Raw genomic sequence first — 15,492 nt, forward strand, 5'->3', positions numbered from 1 at the left:
GTCGCATCATGATCCTCAAAGACCGCATCGCCGTGGTGACAGGCGCCGGCTCCGGCATCGGGCGCGCCGGCGCCATGATCATGGGCAGGGAAGGCGCGGTGGTCGTCATCGCCGACAGGGATGAGGCCGCCGGCGAAGCAACGGCTTTGGACATAAGGGCAGTGGGTGGCCAAGCCGAGGCAATCGCCACCGATGTCGCTGATGACGCAGCGGTCGAGCAACTCATTGCCGGCACGCTGGACAGGCATGGTCGCATCGACATCCTGCACAATCACGCCGGCATCCAAGTCGGCGGAACGCTGACCGAGGTCGAGGTCGGCGGCATGGACGCGTCATGGCGGGTCAATGTGCGGGCGCAGTTCCTGGCGGCCAGGATGGTCATGCCGTCGATGATCGCACGAGGCAACGGCGTCATCCTGAACACCGCCTCCAATTCGGGTGTGTTCTACGACCGCGAGATGATTGCCTACGCCACCTCCAAACATGCGGTGGTGGCAATGACGCGGCAGATGTCGCTCGACTATGCCCGGCACAATGTCCGCGTCAACGCGCTCTGTCCGGGCTGGGTCGACACGCCGTTCAACGAACCGTTCATCGCCCAGATGGGCGGACGCGAGGCGATCGAAACCTATGTCCGCACCAAGATTCCGATGGGGCGCTGGGCCAGCGCCGATGAGATCGCCGAAGCGATCCTGTTCCTCGTCTCCGACCGCTCATCCTTCATGACCGGTCAGGCGCTGGTGATCGATGGCGGCGAAAGCATCGGCTGAGACCTATGCTTTCGTCATCAACCTCCTTTATTTCAGCGCCTTTCCAATACACTGCTCTACGACCTTCCTGGTGCCGCTGGTCGGCAGATAGGACTATGGTCCGGCCGGCATGGGACTTCAGTGCCATGGCCGATCAAGAGCGTTGATTTGTGTTTAATATCAACTAGTTATGGTGCCGGCGGGTTGTCAGATCGCGTATTGAGACAACATTTGTCTAAAGTTTACTCTGTACAATTAGTAATTCCTCATACGACGGTCGCCTAGCGGTGGCGAAGGGCGGCGTTTCCCCGAGGAGATTACCATGACAAACCGAAAAACTCTGTTCGCGGCGCTTGCCGCATTGGCGCTTCTGGCATCTCCGGCGCTCGCCGGAGCCGGCGGCAATGGCCACGGCGGCGGCAATGGCGGTGGCAACGGCAACGGCGGGGGCAATGCCGGCGGTAACGGCGGCAATAGCAATGGCAAGAGCGGCGCTTCGCACGGCAAGTCTTCGTCGGCTCGGGGGCAGGTGGCAAAGGCCAAAACGGACGACACCACGGTCGACAAGACCACAAAGGTCTCGTCGGTTCCCAAGGAGAAGAACATCCACGCCAAGCTCGGCCGGCTGAACTCGCTTCAGCGCAACATCAACGCCTATATGAACTCGAAGAGCAAGAAGTTCGCTGCCATCCAGGCCTTCGTGACGCAGTCCGCCAAAGCCAAGGTCGCTCAGGCCGCCGCTGAAGCGGCCCAGGAGAAGCTGGATGCGCTGAATTCGCAGTTGAGCGCGCTGACATCGCTGACGCCCGAGCAGATTGCGGCCATGACGCCCGAAGATCAGGCGGCCTTGCCTGGGAAGATAACGGATCTGGAGGCCGAAATCACTGCCCAGGAGGCAGAGGTCACCGCCGCCAATGAGGCGGCTGCCGCGGCAGAGGTCGGCACCGATGATGCATCGCTCGACGCGGCGCTGACGGACATGGCCAACAAGCCGGTCGACGCTGCGGTCACGTCCTGGGCTCAGGGCGTCCTTGCCGACAAGATCGACCAGACGGCCGCCGCGATGGAAGCAGAAACGACGCCGTAACGACTTGCCGTCGAAACGGCAGTAGCCAATCGATGAAAGATGCCGCCGGGCCCCGCCCGGCGGCATTGCTTTTTCCCGGCCATGGACTGGCTATCCGGAGCTGGCGAGGTTCGAAACACTCAGACGTGCTTTCGGCCGCCGGTCTCGCGGAACCAGCTGTCGGGATAGGGATACCACCATTCCTGGATTGTCGGCTTGTGGTCGATGATCACCATTTTGGAGCGGCGGAAGGCGTCGAGCCCCTGGCGTCCGAGCTCGCGGCCGAGGCCCGAGGCCTTCCAGCCGCCGAAGGGCAAGGCATCATTGTCGATCAGCGGGTTGTTGACCCAGACCATTCCGGCTTCGAGCCGTTCAGCCGCCTCGTGGGCTTCGGCCAGATCGGTGGTGAAGACAGAGGCGCCGAGCCCGAACGGGCTGTCATTGGCAAGCCGGATCGCCTCGTCGAAATCCCTGACCCGGCAGATGGCGGCGACCGGTCCAAAGCATTCCTCGCGCACGATTGCCATGTCCGGGGTGACGCCGGTCAGGATCGTCGGCTCGTAGAACCAGCCGGTGTTGTGTGCCGGAGGGATGCGTCCGCCGGTGACCGCCTCGGCGCCGTGGGCGATGGCATCGTCGACAAGACGCATGACTTTGGTCCGCGCGCTTTCGCTGACCAGCGGTCCGATCTCGGTCTTGTCCATGCCGTTGCCGATGCGCAGCGCCCGCGTCCTTTCGGCGAACAGCTCGACGAAGCGATCATGCACGGCATCGACGACGAAGAAGCGCTCGGCCGAGGTGCAGACCTGGCCGGTAAGGTGGAAGGCGGCGGTGACGCTGCCGGCCGCCGCGATCTCCAGTGGCGCGTATTGGCTGACGATCAGCGGATCGCTGCCGCCGGCCTCGATGACGCACGGTTTCATACGCTCGGCGCAGGCCACCGCCACCGCCTTGCCGGCCGCGACCGAGCCGGTGAAGGCAACCGCATGGGTGCGGTCGGAGGCGATCAGCGCCTGTGCCGTGGCAGCGCCGCCGGGCAGGCAGGAGACCAGCCCCTCCGGCAGCGAGCGGAACACGGTCATGTAGTCCAGCGTCGACAGCGTCGTCGCCTCGGCCGGCTTGATGATGCAGGCATTGCCGGCGGCGAGCGAGGCGGCGACCGTCCAGCACATCAGCAGGATCGGGAAGTTGTAGGGCATGATGTGGACGGATACGCCATAGGGCTCGTAGCGCGCATACTGGAACGAACCGGCCTGTGTCGTGCCCGCGATCTTGCCGGCATCGTCGCGCGCCATCTCGGCGTAGTAGCGGAAGATCGGCGCGCAGTTGGCGATCTCGCCGATCGCTTCGGGGTAGGGCTTGCCCATCTCGCGCACCATCAGTTCGGCGCAGCGGGTGAAGTCCGCCGCCTCGATGGCGTTGGCGACGGCATGCAGGTGCTTGGCGCGGCTCTTGGCGTCGAACTTTTTCCAGGCGGCCTGCGCCCTGGTCGCCGCCGTGAGCGCGGCATCGATCTCGCCGTCGGTGGCCGCAGCGATCGCCCCGACGGTTTCCAGCGTCGCCGGATCGATCACCGGTTTGCTCGCGCCGGCCATCGGCTGGTAATCCGGATTGACGAAGAAGGTCGGCCGGTCAGGGGAGAAATCCATGGACATCCTCTCGGATCCGCTCAGCGGATCATGTAGACCTTCTTGATCGTCTCATGGACGGTGCAGACGCCCTTCCAGTCCTGCGGGAAGAAGGCCGCCGTGTCCGGTTCGATCTCGATGACTTCGCCGGATTCATGCACATAGGTGCAGCGCCCTTCGAGGAAGTGGCAGAACTCGTCGCGGGTGACATGGCAATGCCATTTGCCTGGTGTGCAGACCCAAAGCCCGCATTCGGAGCGGCCCTCCGGCCCCTTGTGCAGCAGCTTGCCCGATGTGTGGGACTGGCCCTCGATCATGGTCGGGATGACACCCCAGTCGACGAGGTCGGTAATAGTGAGCGGGGATTTCATGATGGGTGTGGTCATATCGATTTCCTTGAAAAGGGGGCTCACCGGCACATGAAGGCCTTGGTCAGCGTTTGCGTGATGATGGAGATGCCGGTCCAGCCGGCGGGAAAGAACACAAGCGTGCCGGCCTCGACCGGGATCTCTTCGCCGTCGTCATGGATATAGCTGCCACGGCCTGAGAGGAAATGGCAGAACTCGTCGGCGCCAAACGTGACCTTGCGCGTGCCCGGCGTACACGACCACAGGCCGCATTCGCTCGATCCGTCCGGGTTCTGGGACAGGATCCTGCCCGAGGCGCGCGGCGAACCGGAGAGCGTGTTGCTGCCCGCGCCCCAGTCCTCCAGTTCCACGCTCGAGGCCTTCGGCCAGTGCGGTGTCGGAATGTCGTTAAGCTCCGTGGTCAGGCCAGCATGTAGACGTTGCGCATGGTCTCATGCACGGTGCATTCGCCTGTCCAGCCAGCCGGGAACATGACCACAGTCCCGGCGGAGATTTCTATCAGCTCACCGACATCTGACCGGTAGGTCGCGCGGCCGGTGACGAAATGGCACAATTCGTCGCGCGGGATATTGAGGCGCCAGCGCCCCGGCGTGCACACCCAAATGCCGGATTCCGGCTGGTTGTTCGGGCCCTTGTGCACGAGCCTGCCGGTCGAGTGCGAAGTGCCTGACAATGCGTCGGGTTGGGCGCCCCAGTCGACGAGATCGGTTCGGGTGGAGGCGTGGTGGAGGTGTGGTGCGGAGGAGGTCATGCGGAGGCTTCTGCGCGATGGTTGCTATTCATATGCTGCGCCAGGGCACCCCCTCTGGCCTGCCGGCCATCTCCCCCGCAGGGGTGGAGATCGGATGTCGTCTCGACTTTCGCCAATCACCGGGATTGCAGAGTGAGACCCTGTGGCGAAGCTGCCAATCTCCCCCCTTGCGGGGGAGATGGCCGGCAGGCCAGAGGGGGGTGCTCAGGCTCGGCGTATCAACGACTTCAATCACAGCAGCGCCTCCAACAAACCCGCCGCCTTTTCCGGCCCATTCTGCCCCTGCATCTGTGCCGATGTCTTGGCCAGCTTTGCCTTCATCTTCGGGTCGGTCAGACAGGCCTCGATCATGGCAACCAGCTCGGCATCGGTCCAGTCGTAGCGCGGCATGCCGAAGCCGTGGCCGGTCTCCTCGACGCGGGTGGCGTTATCGTGACCGTCCCAGACATAGGGCATGATGATCGCCGACTTGCCGAAATAGAGGCACTCTGTGAACGAGTTGTTGCCGCCGTGGTGAATAACAGCGTCGACCTGCGGGATGACCGAAGGCTGCGGGAACCAGCTCTCGACGATGACATTGCCGGGCACGTCCGTGTACTGGTCTTTGTAGCCGCCGACATTGACCAGCGCCCGGTAGCGCGTCATGCCCAGCGTCGCGATGATGCGCTTCAGCAGCTCGACATCGCCGGCGCCGAGACTGCCGAAGGAGACATAGAGCAGCGGCCCGTCGTTATTTTCAGCGAAGGTCGGCACCGTGTAAGGCTTCTCCTGCCGCACGCAGCCTTCCAGGTACTGAAACTTGGCCGGGTCGAGTGGATGGCGGCGCTTGAACTTTGCCGCTTCGGGATAGAGCAGCAGGTTCAGATGGGGCGAGGCCTCAAAGAACTGGCCGATCGGATAGGACGCCTCGTTGTTGGCAGTCAGGAAGGCGTTGAAGTCCTCATGGATCGGCTCGATCACCGCGTTGAAATGGTCGCGGTAGCGCTGATGCCCGGCATGGTCGTTTTCGCCGCAGCCGGAGAGATGCGGCGGGATGTCCTCGTCCTCGATTTCGTTTTCCGAGCAGGAAATGACCCGCACCCACGGCTTGCCGTACTGCTTGATAGCCGGGAACAGGATGACGTTGTCGACGCAGATCACATCCGGCTTGATGGCTGAGAGAACGTGCGGCAGATCCTTCTGCGCCCATTTGGCGCTGTCGACGATCGCCGTCCAGCAATCCTTGACGTAATTGTCGACCTGGTCGTAGGGCGATTTGCGGAAGTTGGGGATGTGGCCGTTGATGAAATCCTCCCAGAATTTGGCCATCTGCTCTGGCGGCATCGGCTCGGACAGGTTCACCGGATGGGCCTCGAAGCCGTAGCCCTTGTAGACGTCGACGAAGCCGGGATCTGACAGGAACACCGCTTTGTGGCCGCGTGCCTCGACCGCCTGGGCGATGCCGACGGAATTGAGCGCCGGGCCATAAGCTGCTTCTGGAAAAAACGCGATCGTCTTCTGCGCCATCAGGCCTCTCCTTTATTCTGCGAAAACTCTGACATCGGCGGCGTCCCAGCCGAGTTCGACCTGATCTCCCGACGCGACCGGCCGGCGGTCGGCGGCATCAGCGGTGACGCGCACCAGGAACGGCTTTGGCGACAGGGGTGTGCGGACATGCAGCTGCAGGTCGAGCCCCTGATAGGCCAGCGCCTCGACCGTGCCGGTGGTGCGGTTGGCGGTCTGAGCCTCCGGGAACAGCCGGATGCGCTCCGGCCGCACCGAAGCGACAGCGGATGCGCCGGGCGAGAGCGTTGCTGGAACCTTGCCGGATATTCGCGCGCCATTCGCGGCGACAACCCCATCGGTGGCGGCCTTGCCCGGCACAAAATTCATCACGCCGATGAAGTCGGCGACGAAACGGTCGGCCGGATGCTCATAGATCGCGTGCGGCGTGTCGCATTGCAGCAGCTTGCCGTCCTTGAGCACCGCCATGCGGTCGGCCATCACAAGCGATTCTTCCTGGTCGTGGGTGACGATGACGAAGGTGATGCCGACCTCATGCTGCAGGCGCTTCAATTCCAGCTGCATGGCGCCGCGCAGCTTCTTGTCGAGCGCTCCAAGCGGCTCGTCGAGCAGCAGCAGCCGCGGCCGCTTGACCAGGGCGCGCGCCAGCGCGACGCGCTGCTTCTGGCCGCCCGACAATTGCTCCGGCTTGCGGTCGGCAAAGGCGACAAGCTCCGTGGTGGCGAGGATGGCATCGACGCGCACGCGAATCTCGGCCGCTGGCAAACGCTCCATCTCCAGGCCGTAGGAGACATTGGCGCGGACGCTCATATGTGGAAACAGCGCATAGGACTGGAACATCAGATTGACCGGCCGCTTGTTGGGCGGGGTTTTGGCAATGTCGCGACCGTCGAGCAGGATGCGTCCGTCATTGGGCGTCTCGAAGCCGGCCAGCATGCGCAGCAGCGTGGTCTTGCCGCAGCCCGACGGGCCGAGCAGCGCGAAGAACTCATTCTCGCGGATGTCGAGCGAGATGCCATCGACGGCGGTTACCCGGCCGAAATTTTTCGACACATGATCGATGGCCAGAAGCGTGCGGGGTTCGCTCATTGGCCTATGATCCCACGGTTGAGCCGCTGCGACAGCGTCAGTGCGGTGATCGAGACCGCCATGACGATGGTCGCCAGCGCATTGATCTCCGGCGTGATGCCAAAGCGTATCATGGCGTAGATCTGCATCGGCAGCGTTGTCGAAGCGCGGCCGGCACCTGCGGTGAAGAAGGCGATGATGAACTCGTCGACCGAGAGCGTGAAGGCGAGCAGCGCGCCTGCGATCACCGCCGGCGCGATGACCGGCAATGTCACCCGCCTGAAGGTGGTGAGCGCGGAGGCGCCGAGATCGGCGGAAGCCTCGACGATCGACCAATCAAAACTCTTCAGCCTGGCGCGCACCACCGAGCAGACAAAGGCAAGGTTGAAGACGACATGGGCGAGGATGATGGTGTGCAGGCCCATGGTCAGGTTGAGCATGGAGAAGAACGAAAGCAGCGCGATCGCCAGGACGATGTCGGGAATGATCATCGGTGCGAAGATCAGCGCTTCGAGTCCCTTGCCATATTGCCGGCGCATCTCGATGCCGATCGCCAGCAGCGTGCCGAGCAGAGTGGCGATCGCGGTCGAGACCAGCGCCACGATCAGCGTGTTGAGCGCAGCGGACAGGATCGCCGAATTGCCGGCCAGCGAGGCATACCATTTCAGCGAAAAGCCCGACCATGCCGTCGGCAGGCCGCCTTCGTTGAAGGACAGCGTCACCAGCACGGCGATCGGGATGTAAAGGAAAGCGAAGACGAGGCTGAGCACGAGCCAGAGCATACGCCGCGTCGCTGGGGATCGCTCAGCCATCGGTGCCTCCGCCGGCTTGCGCGGTGTGCCCCGAGGCGCGATTGGCGGCGAGCGCCTGCGCCATCAGCACCAGAAGCATGATTGCGATCAGCGCCATCGCGAGCGCGGCGCCGAACGGCCAGTCGTTGGCGGTCAGGAACTGGTCGTAGACGAGGTTGCCGATCATCTGGAAGCGGCCGCCGCCGAGCAGCGCGGGCGTGACGAAATTGCCGATCGACAGCACGAAGACGAACACCGCGCCGGCAGCAATGCCGGGCACGGTCAGCGGCAGGATGACACGGCGGAATGTGGTCATGGCGGAGGCGCCGAGGTCGCGCGAGGCCTCGGCGAGTTCCGGGTTGAGGCGAGACAGTGGCGCGTAGCAGGCGAGGATGACAAAGGGCAAATAGTTGTAGATCAGGCCGGCGATAACGGCGCCTTCGGTGTAGAGCATCGACGGTGGCTCGCCGGTGTAGCCGAACCAGCGCAGCAACTGGGTGATCAATCCTTCGCGGTTGAGCAGCACGATCCAGGCATAGGTGCGGATCAGGTAGTTGGACCAGAAGGGCAACACGGCGAAGAACAGGAACACCGGCTGCAGCCGGCGGGGTGCCGCTGATATCGCATAGGCGGCGGCGTAGCCGATCACCACCGCGATCAGCGTCGCGGTGCCGGCGATGCGCGCCGAGTTGAGGAAGATGCCGGCATAGAGCGGGTCGAAGACCAGCCCGAAATTCTCCAGCGTAAAGGTGTATTCGATGCCGCCATAGATACCGCGCCGGAAGAAGGCGAGCGCCAGCACCAGCGCGCACGGCACCACCATCAGTGCGGTCAGCCAGACCAGCGCCGGGGCCATCAGCAAGGAGGAGCGAGAGGGTAGGTGCTTCACGAAGTGCCCCCCTCTGCCCTGCCGGACCCGGCCTTTCGCTTTCGCTTCGGGCGTTCGTCGTTCGGAAAGCCAAGCAATTGGCTTTCCGTCCGTTGCGCGGACCACTTCTCACCCCCTTCAAGGGAGGAGATCGGCAGTTCCAACCTTTCGCTTACTTTGAAAAATCGAAGATTGGCGAAAGCAATGCCACAGCCAATCTCCCCCCTTGAGGGGGAGATGGCCGGCAGGCCAGAGGGGGGCGACACGGAACGCAAGCTTGATTCCAAGATGCTGCTGGAACAGTCCCTACTGCGCCGCCTTGATCTCGCTGACGATCTTCGAATAGTCGCGCTGGGCGTCGCCGACGTCACGCAATTGCTCGAACTTGACGAGGTCGGCCACCGGCATCGCCATGTTGGGGAATTTGGCCAGGAAATCGGCAGGCAGGCTTTCCATGGCCGGCTTGTTCGGCACCTTGTAGTCGATGTTCTGCGCTGCCCAGGCGTGGTTCTTGGCGTCGAGCATGAAGTTGATGAACTGGAAGGCGGCGTCCTTGTTGGCGGAGGCCTTCATCACCACCATCGTGTCGACCCAGAGGTCCGAACCTTCCTTGGGAATGACGTATTTGATCTCGGGTTTTTCGGCGATGCCGTAATTGCACCAGCCGTCCCAGGCCTGCACCATCAGCGCCTCGCCGGACACCAGCTTGGAATAGAAGGTGGTGTCGTCATAGGCGAGCAGGGTCTTCTTGGCCGAGATCAGCAGATCCTTGACCTCAGCCATCTTGGCCGGGTCGGTTTCGTTGACCGAATAGCCCTTGTCGAGCTGGCCGGCGGCCAGCAGCCAACGGTCGGTCGCCAGCATGGTGGTCTTGCCCTTCAATTCGTCGGAGGGCGCGAGCAGGTCGCTCCAACTGGTTGGTGCGACCTTCATCAGGTCCGAGCGATAGCAGAGGCCGGTGGTGCCCCAGGTGTAGGGCACCGAGAATGCATTGCCGGCATCGTGAGGCAGCTTGGTTGCTTCCGGATAGAGGTTGGCGAGGTTCGGTATCTTGGTGTGGTCGATCGGTTCGGTCAGGCCGAGCTTGTTCAGCACCTCGGCGAAGGGCGAGGAGACAAAGACCACGTCATAGCCCTTGCCGCCGGCGGCGATCAGCTTGCCCATGATCTCTTCATTGGTGGCGTGCACCACCACTTCACCCGAAACGCCGGTCGCGGTCTTGAAGGCGGCCATCGCGTCGGGCGCCATGTAGCCATCCCAGTTGGAAATGACGAGATCAGCAGCCATCGCCGGCGCGGACAGCGCCAAGGCCAGGCCAAGTGCGAGCGAAGATGTTTTCAGCGCACGGCGCCGCAGGCTGGTAGCGGTCATGACAGACTCCCATTCCGGTTGATCGTCAAATTTCATTCGCCGGACCAACGCCTGCGACCTTGCCGCTGCCTCGATCCTGTTCCCTCGGTCTTTTTCTCGCCGATTGTCCTGACAGTACTATTGCAGAAAAAAGTACGTCAATCCATAATTTGTCAAGCGACCGAGGAATCTGGCCGATTGCGTCCGTGCGGGCGATCGGTCAAATCAATGCGGTCATGTCGTTTTCCACTGGACCAGTCATGCAAGCCGTAGCCAGACGACCTCGCACCAACCATCTCGATCTGGCGCAGCGCATCCTGGATGTGGCGCGGCAGCGCGGCTTTGGGCCCGGCGCACGCTTGCCGGAGCAGCAGATCGCCTCGCTGTGCAATGTTTCCCGCACACCGGTGCGGGCAGCGCTCGGCCTGCTTGCGGAGCGAGGCGTCGTACGCTGGGAGGCGGATTCCGGGTATCATCTGGCCATCGACCTCACCGCGCAGGCTTCGGTCGCCACGGAATTGCCCGCTGCCGAGGAGGACGAGCTGGCCGAGGCGATCCTGCGCGACCGGTCGGCGCGGCGGCTGGACCAGACAGTGACCGTTGCGGGGTTGATGCGGCGCTACAGTTCCGACCGAAAGACGGTACTAAAAGCGCTCAACAAACTGACCGAAGAGAATTTGTTGGACCGTGCGCCCGGCCAGTCCTGGCTGTTTCGACGCACGCCAGACGATCCGGAGGCGCAAGGCGACAGTTATGAATTCCGTCTGCTGCTGGAGCCCGCGGCCATCCTGACGCCGGGTTTCCGGCTGGATGGCGCGCGGGCGGCGACGTTGCGCCAGGGCATGGAAGCGCTGGTGGCGCTGCCGGACGCCGCCTTCGACACACGCGAGTTCCAGCGGCTGGACATCGATTTTCATGGCATGCTCGCCGAAGGCTGCGCCAACCGCTTCGTGGCCGACGCACTCGCCGATCACCTCAGGCTGCGCCGGTTGCCGGGCATCTATGCCGGCGTCAACGTCTTCCGGTTGCGGCAATCGCTGCGCGAACACCTTGTTATACTCGACCATCTTGAAAGCCTGCAGTATGAGGTGGCTGCCGATCTGCTGCGCATCCACCTGCGGCTCTCCCGCAACCAGCGACCGCAAGCGGCCAGTCGCGGGGCGCCTGCCCTGTTCGGCATGATCAGCCGGCCGGATTGACGAGGATTAATTGACGCGTAAAGCCAGCCCGACCATCGCGCTGTTCCCCGAAGCAAGCTTCGGCGCGGCGTTGAATTGCGTCGGCATCGCGCAGGCGCTGCGTGCCAAGGGAGCCCGGCCGGTATTCATCTGTCATGCCGGCTTTTCCGGCGTCTTTGCCGACTATGGTTTCCAGGAATACCAGCTGCCGACCGACGAGCCGCTGAGCGACAGCGAACGCCAGAGCTACTGGCAGGCCTTCGTGCGCAGGCACCTGCCGCATTTCAGGCTGAGCCCGATCGACCAGCTGGAAACCTATGTCGCGCCGACCTGGCAGGCCATCGTCGACACCGCGGTCAATGCCGAGGCGCCGCTGCGCCAGTTGCTGGCGCGGCTGAAGCCGGACGCGGTGGTTCTCGACAATGTCATCATGTTCCCGGCGATCGCCGCCGCCGGCTGCCCCTGGGTGCGCGTCGTCTCCTGCGCCGAGACCGAGCTTCCGGATGCCAATGTGCCACCCTATCTGTCGGGACTTGGCGCCGACGACCCGCAACGCGCGGCGTTCGAGGCCCGCTATCTCACGGCCTCGGCACCGGCGCATGACCGCTTCAACCGCTTTCGGATGGATGCCGGCCTGGCGCCGCTGCCGAAGGGCCTGTTCCTGGAGACGTCGCCCGACCTCAATTTGCTGCTGACCCCGACGATCGTGCGCCGCGAGCGCGCCGAGCCGCTCGACCCGGAGCGCTTCGTCTATCTCGAAGGCTGCGTGCGTTCGGAAGGGCCATTCGAGGTGCCGGTATTTCCGCGCAATGGCGGGCCGCTGGTCTATGTCAGCTTCGGTAGCCTCGGCGCCATGGATGTCGGGCTGATCGAGCGCATGCTGGCCGTGTTCGACAGGCTGCCGGCGCGCTTCATCGTCAATGCCGGCGGCCTGCGCGATGCCTATCGCGCGGTGCCCGACAACGTCTATCTCGACGCCTGGTTTCCACAGCCCTCGGTGGTGGCGAAGTCAGACCTGTTCATCCACCACGGTGGCAACAACAGCTTTTGCGAGGCGCTGCGCTTCGGCGTGCCGTCACTGATCATGCCCTATTGCTGGGACGGACACGACAATGCGCGCCGCGCCGGAGAAGCCGGCGTCGGTGACCATATCGGCCGCGACGCCTGGACCGAAGGAGTGTTGGAGAGAGCCATTCTCGGCCTGCTGGCCGACGATGCCATGCGCACCCGCCTCAAGGACAATGCAGCCCAAATGGCGCTGAAACCTGGAACGGATGTGGCCGCGCAAACCATACTCTCTCTGATACGGACGTGAACGAAATGCCTGACAACAACACGAACATCTCGCTCTCCAGCGGTACCGATGCCAAAGCCTGGCTGGTCCGGCACGGCATCAACGAAGTCGAGTGCCTGGTGCCCGACATGAATGGCGTCCTGCGCGGCAAAGCGCTGCCTACGGCCAAATTCCTCCAGGCGCTTGAAGACCGCGCGCTCTATCTGCCGAGCAGCGCTTTCCTGGTCAGCATCGACGGCCGCTACTCCGGCTCGATCGACGAGGGTTTTGCCTATTCGGATCCGGACATGCGCATGGTGCCTGATGTATCGACGCTCTGCCTGGCGCCGGGTGCCGCTCCCGGCAAGGCCTATGTCTTTGCCGATGCCTTCCATATGGACGACCGGCCTTGGATGGCCTCGCCGCGCCATGTGCTGCGCGCCGTGCTCGATCTCTACGCCAAGCGTGGCTGGCGGGCGGTGGTGGCGCCCGAGCTGGAATTCTATCTCACCGCGCCCAATCCCGATCCGGACCGTCCGCTGACCGCGCCAGTCGGTGGCAACGGCCGAGCCGAGACAGTGCAGCATCCCTATGACATGGCCGCGCTCGAGGAGTTCGAGCCGGTGATCCGCCGCATCTATGACTACGCTGCGGCGGCCGGACTGCCGCTCGACACGCTGATCCACGAATCAGGTACGGCGCAGCTTGAGATCAACTTCCTGCATGGCGATGCGCTGCCGCTGGCCGACAAGGTGCTGCTGTTCAAGCGGCTGACGCGACAGGCCGCGCAGCAAAGCGGCATGCACGCCACCTTCATGGCCAAGCCGATCGCCGCACAGGCCGGCAGCTCGATGCATCTGCACATGTCGGTCATCGACGAGGCCGGCAGGACGTTGTTTGCCGGCAGCGACGATGCCGACACCGCAATGTTCGGCCATTTCATCGGCGGCCTGCAGAAATATGTCCCGGAAATCATGCCGCTGTTTGCGCCCAACGTGAACTCTTTCCGCCGCATCAGGCCGAACCACAGCGCGCCGGCCAACATCGAGTGGTCGCATGACAACCGTTCCTGCGGCCTGCGCGTGCCGACCGGCGGACGTGCCGCTCGGCGGGTGGAGAACCGGCTGCCGGGCGCGGATTCCAATCCTTACCTGGCGATAGCCGGTTCGCTTCTCGCCGGCTACCTCGGTGTCGAACAAAAGCTCGCACGGTCGCCCGAGGCTTCGGGCAACGCCTACAAGATCAAGAGCACGCTGCCGAAAACCATGGAGGAGGCGCTGGACCGCTTCGCTGCTTGCGATCCGGTGCGGGAATTGCTCGGCGAGGATTTCTTCCAGACCTATCTGCGCGTCAAGAGCGTCGAACTCGACCTGTTCCAAGGCGTGGTGACGAGCTGGGAACGCGACCACCTGCTGCTGAAGGTGTGATCATGGCTTCCAGTTCAACGGGTTTCAATTCGGGCCTCGATATCGGTAAATCCTATTATGTCGCCACGGCCAATCGGGCGCCGGACCATCCGGCGCTGGTCGGCGATGTCGATGCTGACCTGGTGGTTGTCGGCGGCGGCTGCACCGGCCTGTCGGCCGCCCTTCATGCCGCCGAGCGTGGGTTGAAGGTGGTGCTGCTCGAAGGCGGCAAGATCGGCTGGGGCGCATCGGGCCGCAATGGCGGCCAGATGATCCCCGGCCTGCGCAAGGGCGCCAAGGGGCTGCTCAAGCTCTACGGGCCCGAGCGGGCAAAGGCGCTGTTCGATCTTGCCTTCGAGGCACGCGGGCTGGTGCTCGATATCATCGAGCGCCATGCCATCGACTGCGATCTCAGGCTGACCGGCCACCTGGTCGGCGCGGTCAACGGCTCCGATCTTAGGGATCTCGAGGAAGAGGCCGAGTGCCTGGCCACGGTGATGAAGTTCCCTCATGCGGAAATCCTGTCGGCGGCTGAAGCCCGAGCCAAGGTCGATACACCCTACCACGGCGCGATGTACGAGCCGCTCGGCGGCCACATGCATCCGCTGAACTACACGCTCGGCCTTGCCCGCGCAGCGGTTGCTGCCGGCGTCACCATCCATGAGAATTCGGTCGCCGTGCGGCTGGAGCGCGAGCCTTCGGTCCGGGTCTCGACATCAAAGGGTTCGGTGCGTGCCAGACATGTCGTGCTGGCGGGTGACGCTCTGCTCAACGGGCTGGAGCCGCGCGTCAACAGCCGCATCATGCCGGTCGGCAACTACATCGTCGCCACCGAGCCGCTGGAGGGCAAGCGCAATGTCATCCCGGCCAATGTCGCGGTGTCCGACACGCGCTTCGTCGTCAATTACTACCGCATGTCTGCGGATGGCCGCCTGCTGTTCGGCGGCGGCGAACGCTACACGCCGTCACCGCCGGCCGATATCGCCGGCTTCGTGCGGCCGCATATGGAAAAGACCTTTCCGCAGCTCAAGGGCTGCCGCATCGATCATGCCTGGGGCGGGCTTGTGTCGGTGACGACATCGCGGCTGCCGCACGTCGGGCACTATGGCGAGGTCTATTTCGCGCATGGCTATTCCGGCAAGGGCGTCATCCTGTCGACGCTGTCCGGTAAGCTGCTGGCCGAAGCGATCATGGGCGACGCCTCGCGGCTAGATTTGTTCTCGACGCTGACGCCGATGCCGTTTCCGGGTGGGACGGCACTGCGTGGGCCGCTCTATGTGCTCGGCATGCTGTGGTACGCGATGCGGGATCGGATCAAGCATTGAAGTCGCGTTGCTGCAACGGCACAAAATAGTACCCGTAGCGATCCTTCACACCCCCCTCTGTCCTGCCGGACATCTCCCCCGCAAGGGGCCCGTTGCGTTATTAAGTTATAGGGGCAAGGAGGGAGGGTCAGGCCAATGTGGGGTGCCTTGCGGCTCGGGTTTGAGGCC

Annotated in this window: 15 protein-coding genes; 6 read left to right on the forward strand and 9 right to left on the reverse strand. The window is 63.7% G+C overall.

Annotation, left to right across the window (positions count from 1 at the left end; all coding sequences use genetic code 11):
- Positions 1–8 precede the first annotated feature (8 nt).
- Positions 9–770, forward strand: a complete 762-nt coding sequence (locus tag NKH06_RS28135; RefSeq protein WP_352555545.1) for an SDR family NAD(P)-dependent oxidoreductase — start codon at positions 9–11, stop codon at positions 768–770.
- Between the two features lie 301 nt (positions 771–1,071).
- On the forward strand, positions 1,072–1,836 hold the full coding sequence (locus NKH06_RS28140) for a hypothetical protein (RefSeq protein WP_352894737.1): 765 nt from the start codon (positions 1,072–1,074) through the stop codon (positions 1,834–1,836).
- A gap of 119 nt (positions 1,837–1,955) precedes the next feature.
- On the opposite strand, the gene NKH06_RS28145 is transcribed toward NKH06_RS28140, so the two are convergent.
- From NKH06_RS28145 to NKH06_RS28185, 9 genes are all read right to left on the reverse strand, one after another.
- On the reverse strand, positions 1,956–3,464 hold the full coding sequence (locus NKH06_RS28145) for an aldehyde dehydrogenase family protein (RefSeq protein WP_352894738.1): 1,509 nt from the start codon (positions 3,462–3,464) through the stop codon (positions 1,956–1,958).
- A 20-nt stretch (positions 3,465–3,484) separates the two neighbouring features.
- A complete protein-coding gene (locus tag NKH06_RS28150; protein WP_136618026.1) occupies positions 3,485–3,829 on the reverse strand; it encodes a cupin domain-containing protein in 345 nt (114 codons plus the stop codon).
- A 23-nt stretch (positions 3,830–3,852) separates the two neighbouring features.
- Positions 3,853–4,161 carry a cupin domain-containing protein gene (locus NKH06_RS28155; RefSeq protein ID WP_352894740.1) on the reverse strand — a complete coding sequence of 103 codons (309 nt, stop codon included), beginning with the start codon at positions 4,159–4,161 and terminating at the stop codon, positions 3,853–3,855.
- A 50-nt stretch (positions 4,162–4,211) separates the two neighbouring features.
- On the reverse strand, positions 4,212–4,562 hold the full coding sequence (locus tag NKH06_RS28160; RefSeq protein ID WP_352442115.1) for a cupin domain-containing protein: 351 nt from the start codon (positions 4,560–4,562) through the stop codon (positions 4,212–4,214).
- Between the two features lie 231 nt (positions 4,563–4,793).
- Complete coding sequence (locus NKH06_RS28165; RefSeq protein WP_352442116.1) at positions 4,794–6,068, reverse strand: glycosyltransferase; 1,275 nt, start codon at positions 6,066–6,068, stop codon at positions 4,794–4,796.
- A 12-nt stretch (positions 6,069–6,080) separates the two neighbouring features.
- Positions 6,081–7,154, reverse strand: coding sequence for an ABC transporter ATP-binding protein (locus tag NKH06_RS28170; RefSeq protein ID WP_352894742.1), 1,074 nt, complete (start codon positions 7,152–7,154; stop codon positions 6,081–6,083).
- Positions 7,151–7,945 carry an ABC transporter permease gene (locus NKH06_RS28175; RefSeq protein WP_352894743.1) on the reverse strand — a complete coding sequence of 265 codons (795 nt, stop codon included), beginning with the start codon at positions 7,943–7,945 and terminating at the stop codon, positions 7,151–7,153. The genes NKH06_RS28170 and NKH06_RS28175 overlap by 4 nt, the downstream gene beginning before the upstream one ends.
- Complete coding sequence (locus tag NKH06_RS28180; protein ID WP_128304146.1) at positions 7,938–8,780, reverse strand: ABC transporter permease; 843 nt, start codon at positions 8,778–8,780, stop codon at positions 7,938–7,940. Before NKH06_RS28180 ends, NKH06_RS28175 begins: the two co-directional genes overlap by 8 nt.
- A gap of 318 nt (positions 8,781–9,098) precedes the next feature.
- The gene (locus tag NKH06_RS28185; protein WP_023811192.1) at positions 9,099–10,163 is read right to left on the reverse strand and encodes a polyamine ABC transporter substrate-binding protein; all 1,065 of its coding nucleotides are present in this window, start codon (positions 10,161–10,163) and stop codon (positions 9,099–9,101) included.
- A gap of 239 nt (positions 10,164–10,402) precedes the next feature.
- On the opposite strand from NKH06_RS28185, the gene NKH06_RS28190 reads away from it, so the two are divergent.
- The 4 genes from NKH06_RS28190 to NKH06_RS28205 are packed head-to-tail and all read left to right on the forward strand — an operon-like array spanning position 10,403 to position 15,324.
- Positions 10,403–11,341: a GntR family transcriptional regulator gene (locus tag NKH06_RS28190; RefSeq protein ID WP_023811191.1), complete on the forward strand. Its 939-nt coding sequence runs from the start codon at positions 10,403–10,405 to the stop codon at positions 11,339–11,341.
- A gap of 10 nt (positions 11,342–11,351) precedes the next feature.
- Positions 11,352–12,635 (forward strand): glycosyltransferase, encoded by a 1,284-nt coding sequence (locus tag NKH06_RS28195; protein WP_352894745.1) that lies wholly within the window; start codon positions 11,352–11,354, stop codon positions 12,633–12,635.
- A 5-nt stretch (positions 12,636–12,640) separates the two neighbouring features.
- Entirely contained in the window at positions 12,641–14,020 is a 1,380-nt protein-coding gene (locus tag NKH06_RS28200) for a glutamine synthetase family protein (RefSeq protein ID WP_352894746.1), read from the forward strand.
- A gap of 2 nt (positions 14,021–14,022) precedes the next feature.
- Positions 14,023–15,324, forward strand: coding sequence for an NAD(P)/FAD-dependent oxidoreductase (locus tag NKH06_RS28205; protein WP_352894748.1), 1,302 nt, complete (start codon positions 14,023–14,025; stop codon positions 15,322–15,324).
- Positions 15,325–15,492 lie beyond the last annotated feature (168 nt).

Origin of the sequence: Mesorhizobium sp. M1342, assembly GCF_040317955.1 — a bacterium.
GTDB lineage: Bacteria > Pseudomonadota > Alphaproteobacteria > Rhizobiales > Rhizobiaceae > Mesorhizobium.